This window comes from Rheinheimera gaetbuli (assembly GCF_054781935.1).
Genome location: NZ_BAAGTL010000024.1, coordinates 245,516 through 267,753 on the forward strand (window position 1 = coordinate 245,516; position 22,238 = coordinate 267,753).

General features: G+C 49.0%; 19 protein-coding genes. 9 read left to right on the top strand and 10 right to left on the bottom strand.

What is annotated here, in order from left to right; genetic code table 11:
• Positions 1–115 precede the first annotated feature (115 nt).
• On the top strand, positions 116–826 hold the full coding sequence (locus tag ACYVIC_RS14880; RefSeq protein ID WP_460861207.1) for a VC0807 family protein: 711 nt from the start codon (positions 116–118) through the stop codon (positions 824–826).
• Here ACYVIC_RS14880 and ACYVIC_RS14885 read toward each other — a convergent pair.
• Positions 813–1,649 (bottom strand): ion transporter, encoded by an 837-nt coding sequence (locus ACYVIC_RS14885; protein ID WP_460861209.1) that lies wholly within the window; start codon positions 1,647–1,649, stop codon positions 813–815. The two genes, ACYVIC_RS14880 and ACYVIC_RS14885, sit on opposite strands and share 14 nt — an antisense overlap.
• Before the next feature lie 125 nt (positions 1,650–1,774).
• A complete protein-coding gene (locus tag ACYVIC_RS14890; RefSeq protein ID WP_460861211.1) occupies positions 1,775–4,630 on the bottom strand; it encodes a TonB-dependent receptor domain-containing protein in 2,856 nt (951 codons plus the stop codon).
• A gap of 534 nt (positions 4,631–5,164) precedes the next feature.
• On the opposite strand from ACYVIC_RS14890, the gene ACYVIC_RS14895 reads away from it, so the two are divergent.
• The 7 genes from ACYVIC_RS14895 (at position 5,165) to ACYVIC_RS14925 (ending at position 11,649) form a co-directional block, all read left to right on the top strand.
• The gene (locus tag ACYVIC_RS14895; protein ID WP_460861213.1) at positions 5,165–6,616 is read left to right on the top strand and encodes a pectate lyase family protein; all 1,452 of its coding nucleotides are present in this window, start codon (positions 5,165–5,167) and stop codon (positions 6,614–6,616) included.
• A 326-nt stretch (positions 6,617–6,942) separates the two neighbouring features.
• Positions 6,943–7,374: a WapI family immunity protein gene (locus ACYVIC_RS14900; protein WP_460861215.1), complete on the top strand. Its 432-nt coding sequence runs from the start codon at positions 6,943–6,945 to the stop codon at positions 7,372–7,374.
• Positions 7,375–7,474: 100 nt separating this feature from the next.
• The gene (locus tag ACYVIC_RS14905) at positions 7,475–8,224 is read left to right on the top strand and encodes a hypothetical protein (RefSeq protein ID WP_460861216.1); all 750 of its coding nucleotides are present in this window, start codon (positions 7,475–7,477) and stop codon (positions 8,222–8,224) included.
• A 115-nt stretch (positions 8,225–8,339) separates the two neighbouring features.
• Entirely contained in the window at positions 8,340–8,897 is a 558-nt protein-coding gene (locus ACYVIC_RS14910) for a GNAT family N-acetyltransferase (RefSeq protein ID WP_460861218.1), read from the top strand.
• A 121-nt stretch (positions 8,898–9,018) separates the two neighbouring features.
• Positions 9,019–10,152, top strand: a complete 1,134-nt coding sequence (locus tag ACYVIC_RS14915; protein WP_460861220.1) for an alpha/beta hydrolase — start codon at positions 9,019–9,021, stop codon at positions 10,150–10,152.
• A 105-nt stretch (positions 10,153–10,257) separates the two neighbouring features.
• Complete coding sequence (locus ACYVIC_RS14920; RefSeq protein WP_460861221.1) at positions 10,258–11,319, top strand: hypothetical protein; 1,062 nt, start codon at positions 10,258–10,260, stop codon at positions 11,317–11,319.
• Between the two features lie 15 nt (positions 11,320–11,334).
• Positions 11,335–11,649, top strand: a complete 315-nt coding sequence (locus tag ACYVIC_RS14925; RefSeq protein WP_460861222.1) for a hypothetical protein — start codon at positions 11,335–11,337, stop codon at positions 11,647–11,649.
• Positions 11,650–11,902: 253 nt separating this feature from the next.
• Here ACYVIC_RS14925 and ACYVIC_RS14930 read toward each other — a convergent pair whose 3' ends face one another.
• A complete protein-coding gene (locus tag ACYVIC_RS14930; RefSeq protein WP_460861224.1) occupies positions 11,903–13,075 on the bottom strand; it encodes a cystathionine beta-lyase in 1,173 nt (390 codons plus the stop codon).
• Positions 13,076–13,261: 186 nt separating this feature from the next.
• On the opposite strand from ACYVIC_RS14930, the gene ACYVIC_RS14935 reads away from it, so the two are divergent.
• A complete protein-coding gene (locus tag ACYVIC_RS14935; protein ID WP_460861226.1) occupies positions 13,262–15,772 on the top strand; it encodes a TonB-dependent receptor plug domain-containing protein in 2,511 nt (836 codons plus the stop codon).
• 30 nt (positions 15,773–15,802) lie between these two features.
• On the opposite strand, the gene ACYVIC_RS14940 is transcribed toward ACYVIC_RS14935, so the two are convergent.
• From ACYVIC_RS14940 to ACYVIC_RS14970, 7 genes are all read right to left on the bottom strand, one after another.
• The gene (locus ACYVIC_RS14940; RefSeq protein WP_460861229.1) at positions 15,803–16,573 is read right to left on the bottom strand and encodes an EAL domain-containing protein; all 771 of its coding nucleotides are present in this window, start codon (positions 16,571–16,573) and stop codon (positions 15,803–15,805) included.
• A gap of 84 nt (positions 16,574–16,657) precedes the next feature.
• Entirely contained in the window at positions 16,658–17,299 is a 642-nt protein-coding gene (locus tag ACYVIC_RS14945) for a class II aldolase/adducin family protein (RefSeq protein ID WP_460861231.1), read from the bottom strand.
• Between the two features lie 115 nt (positions 17,300–17,414).
• Positions 17,415–18,305, bottom strand: a complete 891-nt coding sequence (locus ACYVIC_RS14950; protein ID WP_460861235.1) for an ABC transporter ATP-binding protein — start codon at positions 18,303–18,305, stop codon at positions 17,415–17,417.
• A complete protein-coding gene (locus ACYVIC_RS14955) occupies positions 18,302–19,156 on the bottom strand; it encodes an ABC transporter permease (protein WP_460861237.1) in 855 nt (284 codons plus the stop codon). Before ACYVIC_RS14955 ends, ACYVIC_RS14950 begins: the two co-directional genes overlap by 4 nt.
• On the bottom strand, positions 19,140–20,180 hold the full coding sequence (locus ACYVIC_RS14960; protein ID WP_460861238.1) for a putative urea ABC transporter substrate-binding protein: 1,041 nt from the start codon (positions 20,178–20,180) through the stop codon (positions 19,140–19,142). Before ACYVIC_RS14960 ends, ACYVIC_RS14955 begins: the two co-directional genes overlap by 17 nt.
• A gap of 6 nt (positions 20,181–20,186) precedes the next feature.
• The gene (locus ACYVIC_RS14965; RefSeq protein WP_460861240.1) at positions 20,187–21,434 is read right to left on the bottom strand and encodes a toxic anion resistance protein; all 1,248 of its coding nucleotides are present in this window, start codon (positions 21,432–21,434) and stop codon (positions 20,187–20,189) included.
• An 18-nt stretch (positions 21,435–21,452) separates the two neighbouring features.
• Positions 21,453–22,238: a hypothetical protein gene (locus ACYVIC_RS14970; RefSeq protein ID WP_460861242.1), complete on the bottom strand. Its 786-nt coding sequence runs from the start codon at positions 22,236–22,238 to the stop codon at positions 21,453–21,455.

A 22,238-nucleotide genomic window follows, 5' to 3' on the forward strand; every position in this document is an offset into this window, starting at 1 on the left:
GGAAGGTGCAGCTAACCCTGACCGAACTGTTTGGCAACTTAACCTGAGCGAACAGATTGCTGCTTAAAGCTAACTTGATATACTGACCAACAAACAACCACTACGCAGACACCTTATGACCGATACTGCCCCAGCCGGACAAGCCAAGCCGAAAAAATCCGGCTTGTTATCTAACCTGTTAATAAATGTGGCAATACCCGCCATTATTTTAAGCCGTTTCAGCGGCGATGATACGCTGGGCCCGGTGTGGGCAGTCGTGGTAGCGTTAGCGTTCCCGCTGTTGTTTGGCCTGTGGGAGCTGAAGCAATCTGGCAAGGTAAACTTTTTCTCGGTGCTGGGCATTATTAGCGTGCTGCTCACCGGCGGCATTAGCCTGCTGCAATTGCCGCCATCTTATATAGCCATAAAAGAAGCACTGATCCCAGGCCTGATAGGCATTATTGTGCTTGTTAGCCAATATACGCCTTACCCGCTGGTGAAAAAATTACTGATTAACCCCGAATTATTGGACCTGCCAAAGTTAGAACAGGCGCTGGCAGAGCAAAATAACAGCGCCCTGTTTAACCAGCGTATGGCCCGCGCCGGTTATATTGTTGCCGCGGCGTTTTTTATGTCATCGGCTCTTAATTATGTGCTGGCCAAAGCCATAGTGGTAAGCCAGCCTGGCACCACTACCTACGCAGAAGAGCTGGGCCGCATGACCTGGTTAAGCTACCCGGTTATCGTGCTGCCCAGCATGGTGATGCTGATGGGTGCGATTATCTATATGTTTATGCAAATTGGCCGCCTTAGCGGCCGTTCGCTGGAAGAGTTTATTCTGCAGTAGGTTTTTTTAACTCTGTACGCAGTTGCTGCAGTTCTTGTTGTAACTGCTGCATCTGCACCAGCAATTGCTGCTGGGTAGCCTGTTTAGCATCATGCTCTTCTTTGTGTTCTTCATCGTGCATGCTTTGCACCGCGTTTACGATAACCGCAATAAACAGGTTTAACATGGTAAAGGTGGCAATAAGAATAAAAGGCACAAAAAAGACCCAGGCATAAGGAAACTGCTCCATTACCGGCCGGGCAATCCCCATAGACCAGCTCTCCAGTGTCATCACCTGAAACAACGTGTACAGCGATGCTCCCAGGCTGCCAAACCAGTCAGGAAAAGCCTCACCAAACAACTTGGTTGCCATTACGGCAGCCACGTAGTACACCAACGCCAACACCATGGCGATTGACAACATACCGTTAAGCGACTGAATTAATGCCCCAACAATTTTGCGCATCGAGGGCACAAAGGTTAGCACCCGCAGTACCCGTAATACCCGCAGCGCGCGCAGCACGGCAAAAGGCCCGCTGGCTGGCAGCAGCGCAATACCCACGACAATAAAATCAAACAGGCTCCAGCCGTCTTTAAAAAACGCCAGCCGGTGAGCGTATATGCGCAGCGCTATTTCCACCACAAATACCGCCAGGATCAGTTTATCCAGCAATATCAGTTGCCCGCCCGCCACGGCCATTATCGCGGTTGAGGTTTCCAACCCCAAAATGGCGGCATTAATTAAGATTAAGCTTAATAAGGTGCGCTGCACCCAGGGCAATGCTAACCAGGCCAGCACTTTGCCACGTAACCCCGCTGACGATACTGCAGTTAACTCACTCATCCGGCGTACTCCAAGATTTAATTCGCGCTATTGTAGAAGAACCAAGCGGCAGGTCAATCTCAGGTATGCTGGCTCAAGATAAAAAAACCCGGCGCGAAGGCCGGGTTTGCACAACACAGATTAACTTAGAATGCGTAAGACAAACTGGTGTAGTAAAAACGGCCAATATTATTGTACAAGCCGGTTTCTGCAGTGGTGCCGGTGCTAACGCCTGGTAAGTCCCGGTTAAACATATTGTCTATACCCAGCGCCAGTTTCACACCGCTGGCAAAATCATAACCTATACGCATATCGGTAACAAAATAGCTGCCGTAGCCCATAATGTCGCTTGGGTCCGGGTTCAGCGCCAATGATTGGGCGGTGTACAGCGATACCGCATCGACGTAGCGGGTTTTAACGCCAGCGGTCCAGGCATCGTAGCGGTAGTTTACGCTCAAGTTGGCTTGCCAGCTGGCATCTCCGGCAGTGCCGGCATTTTCAATAAACTCTGCCGGGAAGTTCTGGAACGAAAAGGTTTTGCGCGATTCCAGCCAGGTAGTAATTAACTTGGTGTTAAAGCGGCCAGCCGCAGTATCAAAATCGTAACCCAACTCTAAATCTACACCGCTGGCACTTTGCGCCGCTACGTTTTGCACTACCGAGGTGATCAGCTGCAAGCTTTGTGTTACCGGGTCACGCTGCACCAGATTACAGAACTGCATATTTGGCCCGCTGGCCGAGTCGACACAACGGTTAAGAATATTTTGCGCCGTAATTGACGCAATAGCATCGTCAATCTCGATAGACCAGTAATCCGCCGTCAGACTAAAGCCGCGGATAAATTCTGGCTGGTAAACAAAGCCCAGGGTATAGCTGTTAGATTTTTCAGCCAGTAGATCAGGGTTGCCACCGTTTAAACCCTCAACTGTCGCCGCCGGGCTGTTTAGCTCGAAGTCGGCAGCGATACCAATAGCAGCACAGTTATCCAGCCGGGTTTGGCTTTGCCGCTCTGTAGTGGCGCAAGGGTCCGTTACGCGGAAGAAAGTTTGGTTTTGTGGGCCAAACAACTCGCTGATATTTGGTGCGCGTAAGGCTTCTGAATACGTCGCCCTTACACGTAACTCGCTGTTAATGCTCCAGTCTAAGCCGGCTTTCCAGCTGGTGGCATCACCGATGGTACTGTAACGGGCATAACGCACGGCAGCATCAAATGCTAAATCATATATCAGCGGTAAGTCGGCCAGTAACGGTATGGAAACTTCAGCAAAGGCTTCTTTTACGTTAAATTCGCCGCGCATGTACTGCAGCGAATTTAAAAAAGTGGCGCCTGTGGCAGCAAACGCATCCGGCACCGACTCACTTTGCTCTTTGCGGTATTCCACACCTGCAGAAAAACCGACATTGCCGGCCGGCAGTTCAAACACAGCGCTGTTATTCACACTGGCGTTGGCCACGGTTTGTTGAATTGTGCTATGGCTATAAGACGTAGTATTAAACCAATCACGGGCGCCCTGATTAATGGCGTTATCACCAAACAAGCTGGTAGGTACACAACCTTTAGCCCGTGCGCCAGCATCGCGGCAAACAATGTTGCCACTATCATCGACAACAGCATCCACCGATTGGGCAAAGTTAGCGCGGATCAGGTTGTTATAGTTAACCTGCTCCAGCTTGGTCTCGCCATGTGTCAGGTAAGTTTCAAATGCCCAATCTGCTGTCAGTTCGCCCTGCGCGCCCACTACAAAGCGTGAAGTCGTGCGGGTATTTTGCTCAAAACGGCGGCCGGCATCTTTTTGAAAGCGATGAATGCGGATTGAGTTTAAGCCATTGGCATCCATCAAGGCCGCCATACTGCTGTCCAAAAAGGCGTTGTCACGGGCAATAGCAATAGCAGAGCTGTATTCAAAAAACGATGGCTGGCCTTCGCTGCTACCTTTGCTGCGGGCGTACTTAGCTTCAGCAAACAAGTTAATGCTGTCGGTCAGGTCAAAGTTAACCTTCATATTCAGGTTTTGCCGGTTAAAGCCCGGTTGTAAGTCCTGATATTCGCGCAGGTTCAAAAACTCGCAGCTGCTGCAATGTTCAATATTGCCGTAGGTAGTTCCCAGGTCTTGCAGCCGCACGCTACCGTCCGGGTTAAAAATGTACCAGTTACCGTTTAAGGCAAAATTACCCGCGGTTGAGCTGTCGTACCAACCGGCATTGGCCACGGTGATCTTGTCGGCTATACCATCATGCACAAATACGCCGTTAACATCGCGATAATCGCTGTTAGCCGGGTTTGCAACCGACATATACGCTGTGCGGGTAGCACTGCGCTCTGTGGCATTCATGCCGTCCTGGCCTGAGTACTCTGCGGCTGCGGCAAAATTGCCCCGGCCGCCGGCAAAGTCAGTACCAAACGACAGCGACAGCTTGTGGTTGTCGTACGGGTTATCTTCGGCATAACCTTTACTTACCACCAGATCAACGCCCTGAATGTCTTTTTTCAGCTTAAAGTTAACCACGCCGGTTACTGCATCTGCGCCGTATACTGCTGAAGCACCACCGGTAATAATTTCAACAGAATCTAACCAGGCAGTAGGAATACTATTAGTATCAACCGACGCGGTACCGGCGCTGCTAGCCACATGGCGGCGGCCATCTACCAATACTAAGGTACGCGACGCGCCCATGCCGCGCAGGTCTAACAGGCTTAAACCCGCAGTACCGATAGAGCGGCCGGCATTGGCCAGAGAATAAGTCGCTGCCAGCGACGGCAACGCGTTTAACACTTCACCAATGTTCATCGCGCCGGTTTCTACCAGATCACGGCCTGATATAACGGTAACCGGCGACGGTGCAATGGCTCCCTCACGTAGAATACGTGAGCCGGTAACCTGAATGCGCTCTGGCGCAGCCTCTGTACTTTGCGCTACAACGGTTAACGGGCTTACCGCAGCTACTGCAACGGCAACCAGACTCAGGCGACCACAGGTCGCAGATGAAAAACGTACTGACATATTCACTCCGGATAAAGCAGCCAGCGTATGGCCGATACAACCAAGCCGCCGCTGCAGTTAGCAAACGGCGCACTTCAAAAGCGCGGCATTGTATGGAGTTCCGGCTAAATCGCCAGCTAAAATTGCTTAAAAATTACCGATTGCTGAATATTCATTCAAAAAACGTGTGGCAGATAATCAAACGGCGCAATGTTTAAGCGCCATTTAGCTGTCGATTTACCAACCACTGCCAGCAAGGTAGTGCATAAAAATCTATCCTAGCCGTATTGCCGGCAGAGGTAGCGGTGCAAACTGAGCCGCTGTAGACGCAGCCTGTGTTGTACCATCTGACACCAAGATGATAAATCTATTACAACCCCCCGAAACCAGAAATACAAACCATTAAAAATCATACGCTTAAAATGAGTTAACAAAAAAAATCTGATATCAGAAATACCGTCCACATATGGAATAGCAAAGTGTCTGGCTCTGTTGCAGCCTTAATTGGCACCCCAATCCAAAAGGTGCAAACACGATCAACAGAGGATATGACCTATGAAAAACAATAAAAGATTTAAAATATCGCTGATCACGCTCATGTTGGCCTTTGGCACATCAGTGCACGCCAACAACCTTTCTCTAACAGGCCCCGGCGCAGGCTCTGACGGCTCGAGTAAAGCCAGCGGCAGCAGCTATGGCAATGTAAAAGATGCGGATCTGCAAAGCTTTTGGCAACCGGCTACTAACACCAGCCAACGCGTCTCGGTGAAGTGGAGCAACGCTGTCAGTGCAAACCAGGTAGTACTGCGCGAGCAAGGCAATAATGTTACCAACTGGCGGCTGGTAAATAATGACAACGGCGCGGTATTGGCTACGGGTACAGGCATCGGTAGCAATAGAGTCATTAACTTCAACACCGTTAGCACCAAAAAACTTAACCTGGAAATACTCAGCGCCAGCTCTGCGCCTCGCATAGCCGAGTTTGAAGTGTACCTGAACACTGGCGGTGGAAACCCTACAGATCCAGTTGTGCCGGTCGAACCAGGGCCAATCGGTGCTTGTGCTGCCTCACCACAAGGCTATGCTTCGCTTAATGGCGGCACCAGCGGCGGCGGCGGCAACAATGCAGTAACGGTAACGGTAAATACCGGTGCTCAACTGGTTTCAGCCTTGCAAAACCGTGATTTAAACCGGCCATTAACCATTCGTGTTAATGGCACTATTACACCCGGCAACTCCGGCGGGGTAAGTAAGTTTGATATTAAAGACATGGATAACGTCAGTATTATCGGCGTAGGCAACAATGCGCTGTTCGATGGTATTGGCATTAAAATCTGGCGGTCCAATAACGTTATTATCCGTAACCTGACGCTGCGTTATGTTAACACCGGTGATAAAGACGCCATAACTATCGAAGGCCCGGCGCGCAATATCTGGATAGATCACAATGAGATCTACAATAGCCTGAATGTCGGTAAAGACTTTTACGACGAGTTGATAAGCGGTAAAAAAGACGTGGATAATGTGACTATTTCTTACAACTATCTGCACGACAGTTGGAAAACGTCGCTGTGGGGCAGCAGCGACTCCGACAACTACAACCGCCGTATTACCTTTCACCACAACCACTGGCACAAGGTAAACTCGCGCCTGCCGCTGTTCCGCTTCGGCCAGGGCCATATTTACAACAATTACTACAACGACATTCAGGACAGCGGCATTAACAGCAGGATGGGCGCTGAAATCCGCATTGAAAATAATGTATTTGAAAATGCCAAAAACCCGATAGTGTCGTTTTATTCCAACGCCATTGGCTACTGGGATACCCGCGGTAACAGCTTTAGCAATATTACCTGGCAGGAATACCCCAGCGACGGCATTATCGCCGGGCCAAATGTACAGCCCACCGCCGTGTTAAACCTGCCGTACAGCTTTAACCTGTTACCCACAAACCAGGTAAAAGCCCACGTACTGGCCAACGCCGGTGTAAATAAGTGTAGTTTCTAAACCAGGTAGCAGGCGGCAAACGCCGCCTGCTTAACTGCCCCTGCCCAAGTAGCGCGCGACAAATATAACGGCCAGAACACCGGCTACAAAAACAAGTAAATATAACGGGTTAAAACACCAGTAACTACGCTTGAGTTTTTTATCCACAACTTGCGGGTGCCTCACCCGTAATTTACTGGCTCAAACCTGCTACAAGTTTAAAATGCTTGATTTACAAATAGCTACAAGCCTAGACTAAATGCAATTTTGCAACTTGCGGGATCGTAAACACGCAACTCGCGGGTTTTGATCCTTTGAATAAGCTGTTATAAAACACAGGGATAGTCATGCGTTTTTCCATCGGCAATTCACACCGCGGTCGTATTGAAATACAGATACTTAGATATGAAAGAGATGCCTCTGGATGTATCTATGATGACAACTGGTTATCGGTGACTGTTGATTTGTCATTTGGCGGTTTTAAAGGTTGCTTTGATGCAGCTTTTTTAACAATGGATTTGAAGTCTTTTTTAACTGAGGCAGAAAAGCTCTATAGTAGTTTGAAAGGCACTGCTAAATTTGATTCCATGGAGAGCCAGCTTGTTTTTACCCTTGAAGGAAATGGCAAGGGTGGAATTTCCCTGAATGGTATAGCGCTTGATCAGGTCGGCACTGGTAACGAGCTGAAGTTTTTTGCTGAACTTGATCAAACTGAGCTTGAGGTTTCCTTAAAAGAGCTACGGAAAGTAGTTAATGAGTTCCCAGTTCGTGTTTTATAACAAGCGCCTTAAACATCGCGGCCTGCGGCCGCTGGACTCGCAACAAGTTGCTCGCCGTTTAGGCGTGCGTTAGCCATCAAAACAAGGAGAGTACCAAGTAATGACATTTAACCAAATTGTTACCGATTGGAAATTTTGGTCTGTGGCGATCTCCTTTACTGCGCTGGTACTATCACAACTTCCGCCAATACATATTCTTATGCGTAAAGCCAGATTGGACTTGGAAGTTTATTCTCGGATTTTTATTACACACAAGGTTGGCAATCCAAACTTACAAGTCCACCTAATTTTAAGAAATGTCGGCGGCCGCTCGCTTCGCGTACGGAAAATAGATGTCAAAATAGCTAGAGATGGTCAAAATATTATGTATTTACCAGCTCAATCCTACGTGTCTGACCCAAAAGATAATCAGTTAGTACTACTTACAAGCTTTAATTTAAAACCAGAAGAAGAATGGAATTACCTCACAAGCTTTCTGAATTACTTCGACAGAAACGATGAAAAAACATACAGGGAGGCGGAGCTGAAGCTGAAGAATGAAATAATTCGGCAGAAAGACGAACATGGTGAAAAACACTTCGCCCTTGCGCCTCCAGAAATTGTTAAGCCACTTAATGAATTATTTAATAGGAAATACAATTGGCAGCCAGGCGATTATTCTCTGGAGATTTCAATTGCAACTGATAACTCTAAGGCAAATATCTCAAAGCAGTTCCGGTTCACGATATTTGAATCACAATCTGATAGTTTAATACAACACAAGGAAGGATATCCCAGCGGAGCTGGAATATATTGGGATTCCCCTGTATATGCTGGAATTTGGGTGAATGTTGAGGAGAGAAATGGCTAACAAGGCCAGTCAATCTGACCTCCGTAAATTGTCTTCTTTTTTGCAAAAAGCCGCAAAAAAGCAGCCAGTTCACTACGGCAGTTGCTGGCGGCGTTATGTTGAAAAAGGAATTTAAATGGCATTTCCATCATTAGAAACTGAACGGCTATTACTTACAGAACTTCGTGTTGATGATGAAGCTGATCTGTTCAGTTTGTTCTCTAATCCATCAGTGGTTGAATACTACGATTTAGATGTGTTTCGGGAAAATAGCCAAGCGGCTAATTTGATTAGTCTTTTTAAATCAAGATATGAGGAGCAGCAGGGTATCAGGTGGGCCATCCGGTTAAAGTCATCTGGTCGATTGATAGGCACCTGCGGCTTTAACTCGTGGAGCAGCAAAATGCGTAATGCCGTTATTGGTTATGACCTGCATCCTGAGTTTTGGCGGCAAGGTTATTCCTCAGAAGCTGTGCGCGCCATTATTGCTGCTGGGTTTTCGGGTTATTTGCCTTGTGGTGAACTGCACCGTGTTCAGGCAGATACAATTCCAGGTAATTGCGCTTCTGAGTCATTGCTCCGTCGGCTTGGGTTTAAAGAGGAGGGGCTTCGGCGTGAGTGTGGATATTGGAAGAATAAGTTTCATGACCTCAAATGTTTCGGCTTGCTCCGTTCAGAGTTCAGTGAAACATAACAATTGCGTCATTCAGGGCCTTCGGCCCCTGCGAGCAAGTTCTCAAGCATGCGCGTGGCGTTAGCGCTAAAATCGTCTCACATCCTGGTTACGGGTAGCGTTATAAAATTAAGGAAGAACAATGAAAAAAGTAATATACGGATTACTGTTGCTAATAATGGGAAGCCACTGGAGTAGCTGGGCTGCAGCGCACCTGCCTGTTTTACAAGAACTGGTGATTGACAGTGCCGTGCTTGGCGAAAAGCGTGACTTGGTGATTTATTTGCCATGGCGTTATCAAAATAGTCAGGAGCGCTATCCGGTATTGTACCTCACTGATGGCGACATTCAGGGCCCACATACGGCCGGTACGGTAGATTATTTAGCAAAATTCGAGCAGATGCCGCCAATGATTGTTGTCGGTATTGTTAACCCGCCTGAAACACGTGCCAGAGATCTGACGGTGACCAGTGCAGAGAAGCAAAACCCTAATCAACTGGAAAATGCAGACAGATTTTTATCCTTTGTTGAGAACGAAGTAATTCCGTTAGTTAAACAACAGTACCGTACTCTGGACTATCAAGTTCTGTCTGGTACGTCGCATGGTGGTCAGTTTGCTATCAATGCATTGGTAAAACGACCAGGCTTGTTTCATGGCGTTATCGCCATCAGCCCGTCTTTATATTGGAACAACCAGCAGTTGCTGGGATTAGCTGAGCAGGCTTTAAAAAGCGAACAGTTACAAGGGCGCTTGTATGTGTCGATAGCTAATGAAGAACCAACCATGACACAGCCTTATCAACGCTTTGTTGATTTGTTAGCACGTTATCCATCTGACAAGTTGACTGTCGCGTCACAGACTTTTAGCGATGAAACGCACAATACGACAGTGCTGCAAGGACAGTATGCCGCGTTAAAATATCTGTTTTCCGAATGGCCTATTGCAGAAGGTGAGCCTAAAACGTTGGCTGATTTGCAGGCAAAATTTGCCAGTCGCTCGAAGCTACTCAAAACAGACATCATGATCCCGCAAGATAAAGCCAACGGTTACGCTGGGTGGCTGCAATATTTAAACCGGCAAGATGATGCGTTGGCGTTAATGAAGTGGAGTCGAGCAAATTATCCTCAATCGTTGAATGCTCATACAGCCTTAATTAAGGCTTACTTACATTTCAAAATGACAGAAGATGCCAAAGCAGCCCTTAAAGATGCATTGCAGACACTAAATGAGCTTAGCCCTGAACAAAAAGCACAGCTTGAGGCTTTGTTTACTTAGTATGTATCTAAGTTGCGCTAACAAACGCCAGCACAACGCGCCTTCGGCGCCACTCGCAACAAGCTGCTCGCGTGTATGGCGGCGTTATGCCGTTCGGAGATATCAATGAATGATTCGTTCAAATCAAAACTTCCGTTTTTATTTCTTGTCTGTATTTCGATATGGTGGAGTTTCTATTACCAATCTAACAGCAAGCTAAATGATTATGGCAGCGCGAATTTTGAATTGCTGTTTCTTTTGGATGCATTAATAGTACTACCGATAATCTGCGTCTTCTGTGCTAAAGACAAAAAAGAAGGCTTGTTAAAAGCTCTTGTTTTGAGCTGCTTAGCTGTTCTGATCGGTAGTTACATTATTCCTGAGCAAAGTAAACTGATCTGGCATTATCTTGAAAATGGTCGCTATTTTGTCTTGGCTGTTATTCTATTGTTTGAACTTGTTGCAATTTTAACAGTGTATCTTGCGATTAAAGCAGCCATCGGCAAGAGTGAAGATCCCGATCTTTCGATAGAAAAGCCAATAAAAAAATATTTGGGTGAAAGTCCGGTTGCGTCTTTATTGACTTTCGAAACGAGGATGTGGACATTTGCATTTTTTGCAAACCGCATAAAACCAGAACATTTCAGAGGTGAGCAACACTTTACCTATCATCAGAAAGATGGCGCAAAAAGTAACTTGCTAGGTTTCATCTTCCTCATTGCGTTTGAAATACCAATTATGCATCTGGTGTTGCACTTTATCTGGTCACCACTTGCCGCAAATATTGTCACATTACTCACGATTTTTAGTTTGGTATTTTTTATTGCAGAATATCGGGCACTTTCGAGAAGGCCAATTTCTTTAATTTGTAATAAGGTATTTGTTCGTTATGGACTTTATCAGCCTTTGGTAATACCGTTAGAGAACATTGTTAAAATTGAAAGAAATAACGAGTTTGTTCCTCGCTCGAAATTTGTAAAGCGTTACAATTACTCAGGTAATCCTAATATCAGAATTGAACTTTCAGAGCCGTTGGGGTCGGTTAATTCAATTTTCATTGGTGTTGATAATCCCGAGTATTTTATCTCAGCTTTGTTAGATTCAGCATCACGGCATAACAATCAAATATTATCGCCAGCAAAAAGCGCTGGCTGCGACGTCAACCCGCTGCACGGCTTTCCGAGCTAAATTTGGGCGGTAGAAATGCATCGTACTCATATTTTGATAATTTGCTTCAGCGTGCTGCTGGTTGTGCTATTTGTCGCTTTTGCTACCAGTCATATTTGGCTTGCAGGAGCACGTGACAACGACTTGGGTAACGGCTTAATCGCTGTCGGCGTTTTTGCAGTTGCTTATATTGGCCTTTCGTTAGGTGTTGTAGCTGCAACTGTGGTCGCGTTTGTTACATGGCTTAAACAAGCTGAATCACGCAAAAAACCAGCTGGTGCTTCTCTTGTGCTGGGCTTGGTTGTGTCATTACTCGCCATTGCTTATGCGTTTTTATTCGTACTGGGGTAGCAGATAGCAGCCAATTAATAAAAGGGGTCACCCATTAGCCCCTCGGTGTAAGATAGAAATTAAATTAGGCATCGGGTTTAATTTTGATCTGACCCTAAAATATTACTCATGTTTTAATAGTGAAAAGATTAAGTAATGCCCGGTTTTTGTGGGCATTTCCTAATCGTATTTTCGGTTTCCGGTTTTGCGGCTTCGGTGACGTTTTCAAACCGGAACAAAGCAAGGATGAATATCGACACCATAAAGTTATGCCTTACTCTGTCTGATTAAACCGCTCAAAGGCCGCCGCCAGATCGTCGAGTAAGTCATCCACATCTTCCAGGCCAATATGCAGGCGAATTAACGGCCCGCTGTATGGCCATGTTGTGGCTGTACGCAGGTTTTGCACTTTCATGGTGGCGGTAATTAAGCTCTCGTAGCCGCCCCAGGAAAAGCCCATTTTAAAATGCGCCATGCCCTCGATAAACGCCTCTACCTGTTGCTGGCTGCCCTGCTTTAACACAAACGAGAACAAACCGTTGCTGCCGCTGAAATCACGCTGAAAAATGCTGTTACCCGGGTGGTTTGGCAGTGCCGGGTGCAGCACAGTTGCTACTTCCGGCCGCTGCGTTAACCAGTTGGCTACCGCAAGCGCACTTTGTTGGTGCTGCTTTAGCCGCACCGACAGCGTGCGCAAACCGCGCAGTGCGGTGTAGGCGTCATCAGCCGAGGCACAATAGCCCATTAAGTAACTGTGTTCGCGCAGTTGTGGCCAGTGTTTTTCATTGGCACTGGCGGTGCCCAGCATCACATCGGAATGGCCAACGATATATTTGGTAGCCGATTGCACCGAGATATCGACACCCAGCTCAAAGGGTTGACACAAAATAGGCGAAGCCCAGGTGTTGTCCAATATGGTGACGATATTGTGCTGCTTTGCTACTGCGGTAATAGCCGGAATATCCTGCATTTCAAAGGTTAACGAACCGGGCGACTCGAGAAAAATCACCCTGGTATTAGGCTTAACTAAACCGGCAATAGCCGCACCAATTTGCGGATCGTAATAGCTGGTTTCTATTCCGAGGCCCGCTAACAACTTATCGCACAACGCCCGGGTTGGCTCGTAGGCGCTGTCGACCATCAATAAGTGATCACCAGTTTTTAAAAAGGCCAGCAACGCACCGCTTATCGCGGCTGCACCGCAAGGATACAGGGCACAGCCGGCGCCGCCTTCCAGCTCACAGATGGCTTGTTGCAAAGCAAAATGGGTTTCGGTACCACGGCGGCCATAAAATGGCACGCGGTTGCCACGCTGTTGTGTCGCGTGTTTTAACTCAGCAAAGGTATCAAACACTATAGTAGACGCACGCACCACAGGCGGGTTAACCACGTTGCCGGTGTATTGCCTGGCGCGACCTGCATGTATCAGGTGTGTGTCTTTCTTCATTTTTACTCCTACCCTCTGAACCATCTCGACTATTGTCGCATATAAGCCATCTGGACGGCCATGCTATAACAAAGTTACTAGCATGAGCTACAGTTATATTACCTTATCAGGTGATTACAGAATAAACAGAGCATTACAACAAGCAATCTATACCGGGTAACAACAAAAAAATACATGGAGAACACTATGCGCAACTTTAAACCCGCCACTTTGAGTTTGGCGCTTGCAACCGCGCTTGGCGCCGGGCACGCTTATGCGCAGCAGGCTGACAGTGCTGACGCAGCAGAAGACCAGCAGATAGAACAAATTGTCGTTACCGGCACACGGGTAGCTGGCCGCTCGGTTTCCGATACCGCTGTCCCTATTGATATTGTCGGGGCCGAGTCGCTGGCACGCTCTGGTAGCACTGAACTAAACCAGGCGCTATCGGTAGCACTGCCGTCATTTAATTTTCCCCGCCCTGGCCTGGCCGATGGCACAGACACCATTCGTCCGGCAACTATGCGCGGCCTGGGGCCGGATCAGTCGCTGGTGCTGGTAAATTCAAAACGACGCCATGCAGCGTCATTAGTTAATGTCAACGGCACCGTTGGGCGTGGCGCTTCGGCAGTGGATTTAAATACTATTCCGATGGCCGCTGTGCAGGCTATTGAAGTACTGCGCGATGGCGCTTCAGCGCAATATGGCTCTGACGCCATCGCCGGCGTATTAAATGTGCGGCTGCGCGAAGCCAGCGAGGGCGGCAATTTAACCGCTTCTTATGGCTATCGTGATAGCAGCTACACCACCCCGACCACACCACCACCTGCTGGTGCAACCTGGAGTGCCCCACAACAGATAACGCGCTCTGTTACCGACGGCGAAACCCTGACACTGTCAGGCTGGAAAGGTTTTGATTTAGATGGCAAAGGTTATGTGACCGTATCGGCCGAGTATAAAGATGCTGAACGCACTGAGCGCGGCGGCTGGGATTACCGCCAACAATATCCGTTAGTAAATAGCGGGTTTGACCCGCGCGAGCAAAGTATCAATCGTTTTAATGCCTGGTACGGTGAGCCCGAAGTACAGCAGTTCACCTTATTTGCCAATGCCGGGCTGAACATTGGCCCAGGCAAACTCTATAGTTGGATTAGTTATCAGGACAGGGCGGCTAAGTCCGGCGGTTTTTATCGCAGAGCTTTGGATAACCGCAATGTCATTGAAGTACACCCTGATGGGTTTTTACCTATTATTGCACCTGATGTTACCGACAGCAGCTCAGCAGTGGGTTACGAGTGGGACAGTGGTGATTGGAGTTTCGATGCGTCTGTCGTATACGGTTATAACCAGATGGAATTTACCATCGAGAATACCGTAAACCGCTCTATTGGCCCCACAAGCAAAACGGTATTTGACGCAGGCGGTTTTAACTACGATCAGATTGTCGCTAACTTTTCTGCGGTAACCAGTTTTGATGTTGCCGCCTTTGCGTCACCGGTAAATATAGCAACCGGCATTGAAGCCCGGCGCGAAAGCTATAACATTTTTGCCGGTGAGCCAGACTCTTACCGCAATGGCGGCGTGCTGTTGCCAAATGGTACCCCCGCACCTTCAGGCGCTCAGGTATTCGCTGGTTTCAGACCATCAAATCAGGTGGATGAAAACCGGCGTGCTATTGGTGTGTTTGTCGATATGGAAGCTAACCTGACTGACAATGTGTTGGGCTCGGTAGCGCTAAGGGCCGAAGATTATTCGGATTTTGGCAGCAATCTTACTGGTAAGCTAGCGCTACGCTACGATATCAGCGACAGCTTTGCCCTGCGCGGCTCGCTGCAAAACGGTTTCAGAGCGCCGTCGTTGCAACAGCAGTACTTTGCCACTACCTCAACCAATTTTGTCAGCGGTGTGCCTTTTGATATCGCCACCTTTCCGGTGAACGATCCGGTGGCCATTGCATTAGGTGCCAAGCCACTGGATGCTGAAGAATCGGTTAACCTTTCACTAGGAACGGTGTTTCGCCTGGGTGAGGTGTCGGTAACCCTCGACGGCTATCAAATTAATATTGATGACCGCATCGTGTTGTCCGAAAACCTCGGCACCACCGCCAGCCAGGCCAATGTCGGCCAGTATCTGGCACAACAAGGTTTTATTGGCGTGGCCGGTGGCCGTTTCTTCATTAACGGCGTAGATACCGAAACCAAAGGCGTGGATCTGGTGGTTAACTGGTCCTTACCCACTCATGCAGCAGGTGATTTTGATTTGACCTTCGTTGCCAATTATAACGAAACCAAGGTAACGCGCATTCCACAAACGGCAGAACTGTCGGCGCTCGACCCGGCACCTACGCTGTTTGGCCGGATAAATGTGCTGACCTTTGAAAAAGGCAACCCGAAAGACAAGCTGGGCGCCATTGTAAACTGGAACCTGGACCGGCTGAGCGCCACCTTGCGGGCCACCCGGTATGGAGAAGTGTTAACGCCAGGCAGCACAGCCGCAAATGATTTTTTGCTTAGTGCAAAAACATTGGTAGATATAGAAGGACGGCTTGATATTACCGAAAATTGGCGTTTGGCGGTCGGTATGGATAATATATTTGATCAATATCCGCAGGCCTACCCGATAAATCTTAATACTACCGGCAACACACCGTTCTCCAACTATTCACCTTATGGTCGCTCTGGCCGTTTAGTGTATGGCAAAGTCAGTTACAATTTCTAAGCATCAAGCCGGCGCTGCAAAGCGCCGGTTTTATAGCAAATTACTGATATCGGATAGCGTAGCTAGCCGCTCCAATTCTGGTTTGGCAAAATAATAACCCTGAAAATAACGAATCCCAACTGAGCACAGATAATCCAGCTCGGCTTTAGTTTCTACGCCCTCTGCCAACACCTTAGTGCCCTGCAATTCACACTGCGCTATGGTTTGCTCAATAATAAATTGCTTGGGCGGATTTTGTTCAATATTGCGTACCAGCTGCATATCCAGCTTTAAAATATGCGGCTTTAGCTCTATCAGCCAATCCAGAGTCGCGAAGCCGGAACCGTAATCGTCAATTGCAGTATAAAAACCCCGCTTGGCGTAACTGCGGAAAATACGGTTTAAATGATCTTTATCCGGAATCTGCTCACCTTCCGTCACCTCAAACACCAGCTTGTGTAAATCAAAACCATATAAGTCGGCCGCCTCAATGGTGGCTTTGATGCAGGTTTCCGGGTTGTACACCGCATTGGGTAAAAAGTTAATGTTCAGCAAGGTTTTGCAACCTAGTTTGGCTGCAGTTTCTATCGCTTTTACCCGGCAAGCCTGATCAAAATAGTACTTATTATCATCGTTAATATGCTGAAATACCCAGCCGGCACCCTGGCCTTGCGGCCCGCGCACCAGCGCCTCGTAGGCAAAGATACTTTTGCTTTGCCAATCAATAATCGGCTGAAACGCCATACGAATTTGAAAACCCAGTGATTGGCCGCTTAAACAGTCACTGCAAGTTTGTTGTTTAACACTGGCTGGAAATTGCATAAATCGTCATTGATATCAAGACACTGGTGTTATGACTTTAGCGGGCAATACGCTGGGTTGCCAGCACATTGCCGCAGTTTTGCGTTAGTTTGGTACAGCGCCGCGTTTGAGTGCTGCAGCATAAACGCAGATCAGCCGCTGTGCCGCCTGCTGGGCCGAACCGCCAAACGCCACCACACCATCTTCATGCCCGGCCATGGTAAAGATGCCCTGTTGCAGCACATCAGTATCACCAAACAGCCGCGCTACTTCCTCGGCCATGGCTACCGTGCCGTAAGGCACTTCAGCGCGGGTTTGCACCAACCCTAAAGCGCTTGCAAGTTGCCAGATCTGTGGGCAATGGGCATGAATAACAAAGTTGATATCGCGGCTTAACTGGTACAACTGGCCATGGGTCATGGCTTCAGATGAGGGCTTGGTTTCACCTTTAGCGGCTATGCGGTTTTGCTCTGGCAGGCAAAGTGTGACCAGAGCATAATCAGCCGCCCGCATTTGCACAATACCGCCGGTTTGCGTACCGCTGATAACAAACCGGTTATCCGCACCAAAGCGCTGGCTAATATTGCCAAAGCCATAATTGTCATAGCGCTGTGGTGTTTGCCCCAGCATGCCCAGCTGCAGCATAATGGCACGCCAGCTGTTGATCTCAGCCACATCCGCAGCGCTTAGCGCCGGCTGTGGGCTGAAATCCAGTTGAAATTTTATGACCCCTTCTTGTTCTGTCATCGTATTGCCCGTGTAGACTGCAGAACAGAGATTATAAGCCGCTTCGGCGCTGCACCCCAGCCGCATAGCAGGCCGCACAGCTGTTTTACCTGCTATGCGGCTGTGCTGGCTGAGCTTAAGGCTGGCTTTCTTGCCAGGTCAGCGTTTGAAACGAGTGTGGATGTTTTAAGTTGAAATCGCGTACATGGCTGCGGTTATTCGGGCTAAAACCATTGGCACGAACCTGCTCTACAAAGGCTTTAAACTGCGCGCTGGCTTTTTCGGTGGTGGGCAAGGCTTCGCGCGACAGCCGGTAATCGCCGACAATTTTTGCACCACGGCTGACTGAGGGCGCGTCACCGCGATCATCAGTGTAATACTGCGATAGCACCAGCAGGCGGGTACCGATATAACAGGCTTCATCCAGATCATGAGTAACAAAGAAAATGGTCAGTTTATGTTCTTCATGCAACTCCATCAGATAGATCTGCATTTGCTCACGGGTATCCGGGTCAAGCGCACCGAAGGGCTCATCCATCAGCAATACCGGCGGCTTGCTCATCAATGCCTGGGCAATAGCCACCCGCTGTTGCATGCCACCGGATAGCTCATGCGGAAATTTATGCATGGCATCCATTAAGCGTAAGCGCTCCAGCATACTCACTGCCATAGCTTCCTCGGCCTCGTCGCGCCGCCACGGCAAATACCAGGCTTGTTTGCTTAACCGTGTACCGGCCATTACGTTATCAAACACCGTCATATGCGGAAATAACGAGTACTTCTGGTACACAATACCGCGATGCGGATCCGGATGACGTGCCGGTGCGCCATCAATAATAATATTGCCGGCATCAGCAAATTCCTGCCCCAATAGCAAGCGTAACAAGGTACTTTTGCCACAGCCACTGGGACCAACCAGGGTACATAACTCACCGGCAGCAACTTTTAAATCTATGTTATCTAATACCAGCTTGTCGCCGTACGACTTATAGACATCTTCGATACTAAGCTTAATTTGTTGATTCACTTACTGTTTACTCCGGCATACCAGGGATACAAGCGTCGCGATAACATCCGCAGTGCCCAATCCAGCAAAAAGCCAAGCAGGGTGATCCAGGCAACGTAGGGAATAATAATATCCATTGCCAGATAACGCCGGACCAAAAAGATGCGATAACCCAGGCCATCAGTAGAGGCAATGGCCTCGGCGGCAATTAAGAACAGCCAGGCCGCGCCCAGACTCAAGCGGAAGGTATCCAATGCCCGCGGCATAATCTGCGGCAAGGCGATACGGTACAGATACGCCAGTTGGCTGCCGCCTAAGGTCAGCGTTTTCACCAACTGTTCGCGCGGAATGGCTTTGGTAGCAATAAACACATCGCGCGTCATCAGTGGAAAGGTACCGATAAAAATCAGTGCTACCTTGCCCACCTCATCCACACCCAGCGTAATAAACAGCATTGGCAACAGCGCCAGCGGCGGGATCATCGAGATAAAGGTAATAAAAGGACTAGCCGCCGCCTCTAAGCCGCGAAAGGCGCCCATATTTAGCCCCAGCCACAGCGCACAGATAAACGCCAGGCCAGCCCCCAGCGCCAGCCGGGTTAGGCTGGACAAGGTATCAGCCCAAAACACATACTGGCCATTACGTGGGCTGGGCTCTAACACTAACGGCTGCATGGCTTCTACCATCTGACTAAACCCCGGCAACAGTTTATCATCCGGGTTTTCTGCCAGACGCAGATGTGACGCATAAGCATATACCGCTATGATCAGTAAAAACGGTAGCAGACCCAGCAACAGCTTGTGCCAGCTGCCTGGTGTGGCATGCACACCAAACAAACGGGCAGGCTTTACCGGCTTATAGTTTGCCGTCACGCGCCATCTCCATGTAGCTTGCATCAAAGCGCAGTTTGACGTTGTTGCCGTTACCTAACACCTTACCGTTAGCGAAACTGATGCCAACATGGTCAACTGTTTTTGCGCCAGCACCAAACAGACCCTTGGCAAAGCTAAACTGCCGCACGCTGTCCATGGTGTCAACCAGCTTACTGTTATTGGCCACTGCAACCGCATCGGCCGGCTGATAGAACATCTGCGTGGTTTGTAGCTGGGCATTGAATTCAGCAACGGTAGAGCCGGCAGAGCGGGCCATGGCACTGATCGCGTCTTTTTGCGCTTTGCCGCCACCATTCATCATGGCCATTGTCTCGTACCAGGCACCGGTTAAGGCTTTTTTAAAGCGCTCATCAGCCGCGGTTTTTACCAGGGTTAAATCAAGGATTTCCGCCGGTATTTTGGCCGAATCAAACACTAAATTGGCATTTTTAACCTGACGGACTTGTTGCAGCGGCGGGTTCCAGGTAACTACTGCTACATCTTTTTGTGCCACAAAAGCAGAGGCAATATCGGCATCTGAGGTATTTACCACGCGGATATCGCGCTCGCTCATGCCGTGCATTTCTAAAGCCCGTGCCAGTAAATAGTGTGACACGGATAGTTCAACCAGCAACACGTCTTTGCCTTTTAAATCGGCAACAGATTTGGCGTTACGCATCACAATACCGTCGTTACCGGCCGAGTAATCACCAATAATCAGGGCTGTAGAATCAATACCACCAGCGGCCGGAATCGTTAACGCATCCATATTGGTCATGGTGCAGGCATCAAACTGACCGGCGGTGTACAGGTTAATAGACTCGATATAGTCATTTACCAGTGTTAGCTCTATCTCGATACCGTATTTGTCGGCCCATTTTTTTAAAATGCCGGATTCCTCCGCATAGGCCCACGGCTCCCAGCCGGTATAGTGTGACCAGGCCATCTTAAATTTGTCAGCAGCCAAAGCGCTGCAACTGGCCAGCAGCGCTGCGCCAAGTAAAGCGGTACGGAAAAGTGTCATTCGGTGTTACTCCTTGCTATTCAATGTGTGGTCCACTTTGTTATCCAGATCAAATAACTGATCAATCTGACTGCCCAGCCCCAGTTTCGCCTGCGAGTCACGGCCTTTTAACAGTGACTCAATACGTTCGGCATTGGCCTGATTAGCCTGATCCATTTCTGCAATATTTTGCTGCATTTGTGGCAGGGCAGCACGACGAAACTGCTGAATGTCATCCAGAGCGGCGGCAATATCTGCAAAGGCGGTACGCAGCACAGCGATATCCAGTTGGGTTGCGGCAGCTTGCTTATGAATAGCCACACCCTGAGTGCGTAACTTGCTGGCAGTGCCTGCGATTAATTTGTTTGTTGTCTCATTAACCGCAGTCACTTTTGCCAGCGTAATACGCTGATTTTCAAGCGCTAACGCCAATGTCACAGCCGTTTGTAGCGCGGTAACAGTAACGTTTAATGCACGCTGCACACCACGAATTAACTCTTTGTTATTACGGATAATCACTTCGACGGTTAGCACGGCTTGTTGCGCCACCGCTTGCTGTTGTTGTAAGTCCATAATGCGCTGGCGCAGCGGGAACAGCAGCTCCTGCTCAATAAAGGCATAACGCGGATCATCTTTTAACAACTCGTTAAGCCGGGCACTGAGTTTCAAATCGATTTGCTGGCCCAATACCACAGCTTGCGCCAGCTTCTTAGTCAGCTGTTGCAAAAACTTCTGATCATCGGCCAGGGTAATGTTGTCACGCTTCAGTTGCTCGGCGCCTTTATCCAGCGCAGTAATAATATTATCTATCACGCCACTGGCAGACTGAAACTTGGAAAAGTAGCGCCGTAGTGCCGTGCCCACGCCGGGGATCAGCGCCAGCAGGCGCCGCATGCCGGACATCGAGAAATCATACTGGTTCGGGTCCAGGTCTTCTACCGTATCGCGCAGGTCCAGCAATGACTTGGCCACCGGGCCGCCATCTTCGCTATTGCGCGCCAGCGTCGCTATCGGCTGTTTTAAAATTTCAGACCGGCGCGAGGCCTCCTGCTGCAGCTTCAGGCCCATGGTTTCTACCGATTGCACCGCCTGCTGTTTAGCCGTCTCATTGTCGACATCCACTGCAAACAATTGCGCCACCACGTCATCGGCCGCCTGCACAATGTCAGCAGGTACCGCTTGCAGTGCTGAGGTATCGGTTTCCATCTTTAGCATGTCAGCCGACACGGCTTGCAGCGCGTCATGCTGATGCTCACTTACACCTGTTGTGCTCATATCAGTCTCCATTAATCCTTATTGGCTGGCGTACTCTGCCAGGCGCAGCCCCTGCCGGTGCAACTCGGCAATGGCCGACTCTGTGTCGGAATCGGCCATGCCCCGCTCTACTTTAGTTCTGGCTAAACGTTGTGTGACATCATCCAGTTGGGTTAACGCTTTTTCGTTTAGTAGCAACAGTTCGCTGATCTGCGCACTGGTGTTATTAAAACCGTCTAAGCGGCTTTGTAGCGCCAACCGCTCCGGCGCATCAGCAGCCAGATCAGCCAGGCGCTGCTGCAATCTGGCAACATTGACAGCACCCAGCGCTTTTTGCGCAATCATAGCGTTACGGATATTATCCAGCCCGCTTAAATACACCTGCTCTGCCACACCGAGGTAGCGGGCATAAGTCAGCTCGGTTACCGAAAATCTGTCACTGAGCACGGCAACAAAGGTACTGAATTTTAAATTAAAAGTGTCAACCTGCTCGGCTGCTAAAGGCAAATCCAGGCCGGTCAACTCCTGCTTAATACTGGCAATCACCTGCTGGCGGCGTTGTTCCATCTGCCGCGTCGCCTGCATTAAAATCTGCTTGGCGTGCTCATCACGGCGCCAGCCAAATTCGGTGGCAAAGGCCGTTACCGCTGTCACTGCGCCCAAACCCACTGCCCCCAGCGCCAGGCCGCCAAAACCAAATAGTGCCCCTGTTACCGCACCTAAACCACTGAGCACGGCCGGATACAGCACAAAAGGGCTAATGGCCGCTTTCCTGGCGACAGCCTTTTTGATCTGGCCGGGCTGAAACAAATCTTTTGCCGCCAT

Bases quoted from the DNA above. Each gene is read 5' to 3' on its own strand.
- ACYVIC_RS14880 (WP_460861207.1), top strand. From the start codon at position 116: ATGACCGATACTGCCCCAGCCGGACAAGCCAAGCCGAAAAAATCCGGC.
- ACYVIC_RS14885 (WP_460861209.1), bottom strand. From the start codon at position 1,649: ATGAGTGAGTTAACTGCAGTATCGTCAGCGGGGTTACGTGGCAAAGTG.
- ACYVIC_RS14890 (WP_460861211.1), bottom strand. From the start codon at position 4,630: ATGTCAGTACGTTTTTCATCTGCGACCTGTGGTCGCCTGAGTCTGGTT.
- ACYVIC_RS14895 (WP_460861213.1), top strand. From the start codon at position 5,165: ATGAAAAACAATAAAAGATTTAAAATATCGCTGATCACGCTCATGTTG.
- ACYVIC_RS14900 (WP_460861215.1), top strand. From the start codon at position 6,943: ATGCGTTTTTCCATCGGCAATTCACACCGCGGTCGTATTGAAATACAG.
- ACYVIC_RS14905 (WP_460861216.1), top strand. From the start codon at position 7,475: ATGACATTTAACCAAATTGTTACCGATTGGAAATTTTGGTCTGTGGCG.
- ACYVIC_RS14910 (WP_460861218.1), top strand. From the start codon at position 8,340: ATGGCATTTCCATCATTAGAAACTGAACGGCTATTACTTACAGAACTT.
- ACYVIC_RS14915 (WP_460861220.1), top strand. From the start codon at position 9,019: ATGAAAAAAGTAATATACGGATTACTGTTGCTAATAATGGGAAGCCAC.
- ACYVIC_RS14920 (WP_460861221.1), top strand. From the start codon at position 10,258: ATGAATGATTCGTTCAAATCAAAACTTCCGTTTTTATTTCTTGTCTGT.
- ACYVIC_RS14925 (WP_460861222.1), top strand. From the start codon at position 11,335: ATGCATCGTACTCATATTTTGATAATTTGCTTCAGCGTGCTGCTGGTT.
- ACYVIC_RS14930 (WP_460861224.1), bottom strand. From the start codon at position 13,075: ATGAAGAAAGACACACACCTGATACATGCAGGTCGCGCCAGGCAATAC.
- ACYVIC_RS14935 (WP_460861226.1), top strand. From the start codon at position 13,262: ATGCGCAACTTTAAACCCGCCACTTTGAGTTTGGCGCTTGCAACCGCG.
- ACYVIC_RS14940 (WP_460861229.1), bottom strand. From the start codon at position 16,573: ATGCAATTTCCAGCCAGTGTTAAACAACAAACTTGCAGTGACTGTTTA.
- ACYVIC_RS14945 (WP_460861231.1), bottom strand. From the start codon at position 17,299: ATGACAGAACAAGAAGGGGTCATAAAATTTCAACTGGATTTCAGCCCA.
- ACYVIC_RS14960 (WP_460861238.1), bottom strand. From the start codon at position 20,180: ATGACACTTTTCCGTACCGCTTTACTTGGCGCAGCGCTGCTGGCCAGT.
- ACYVIC_RS14965 (WP_460861240.1), bottom strand. From the start codon at position 21,434: ATGAGCACAACAGGTGTAAGTGAGCATCAGCATGACGCGCTGCAAGCC.
- ACYVIC_RS14970 (WP_460861242.1), bottom strand. From the start codon at position 22,238: ATGGCGGCAAAAGATTTGTTTCAGCCCGGCCAGATCAAAAAGGCTGTC.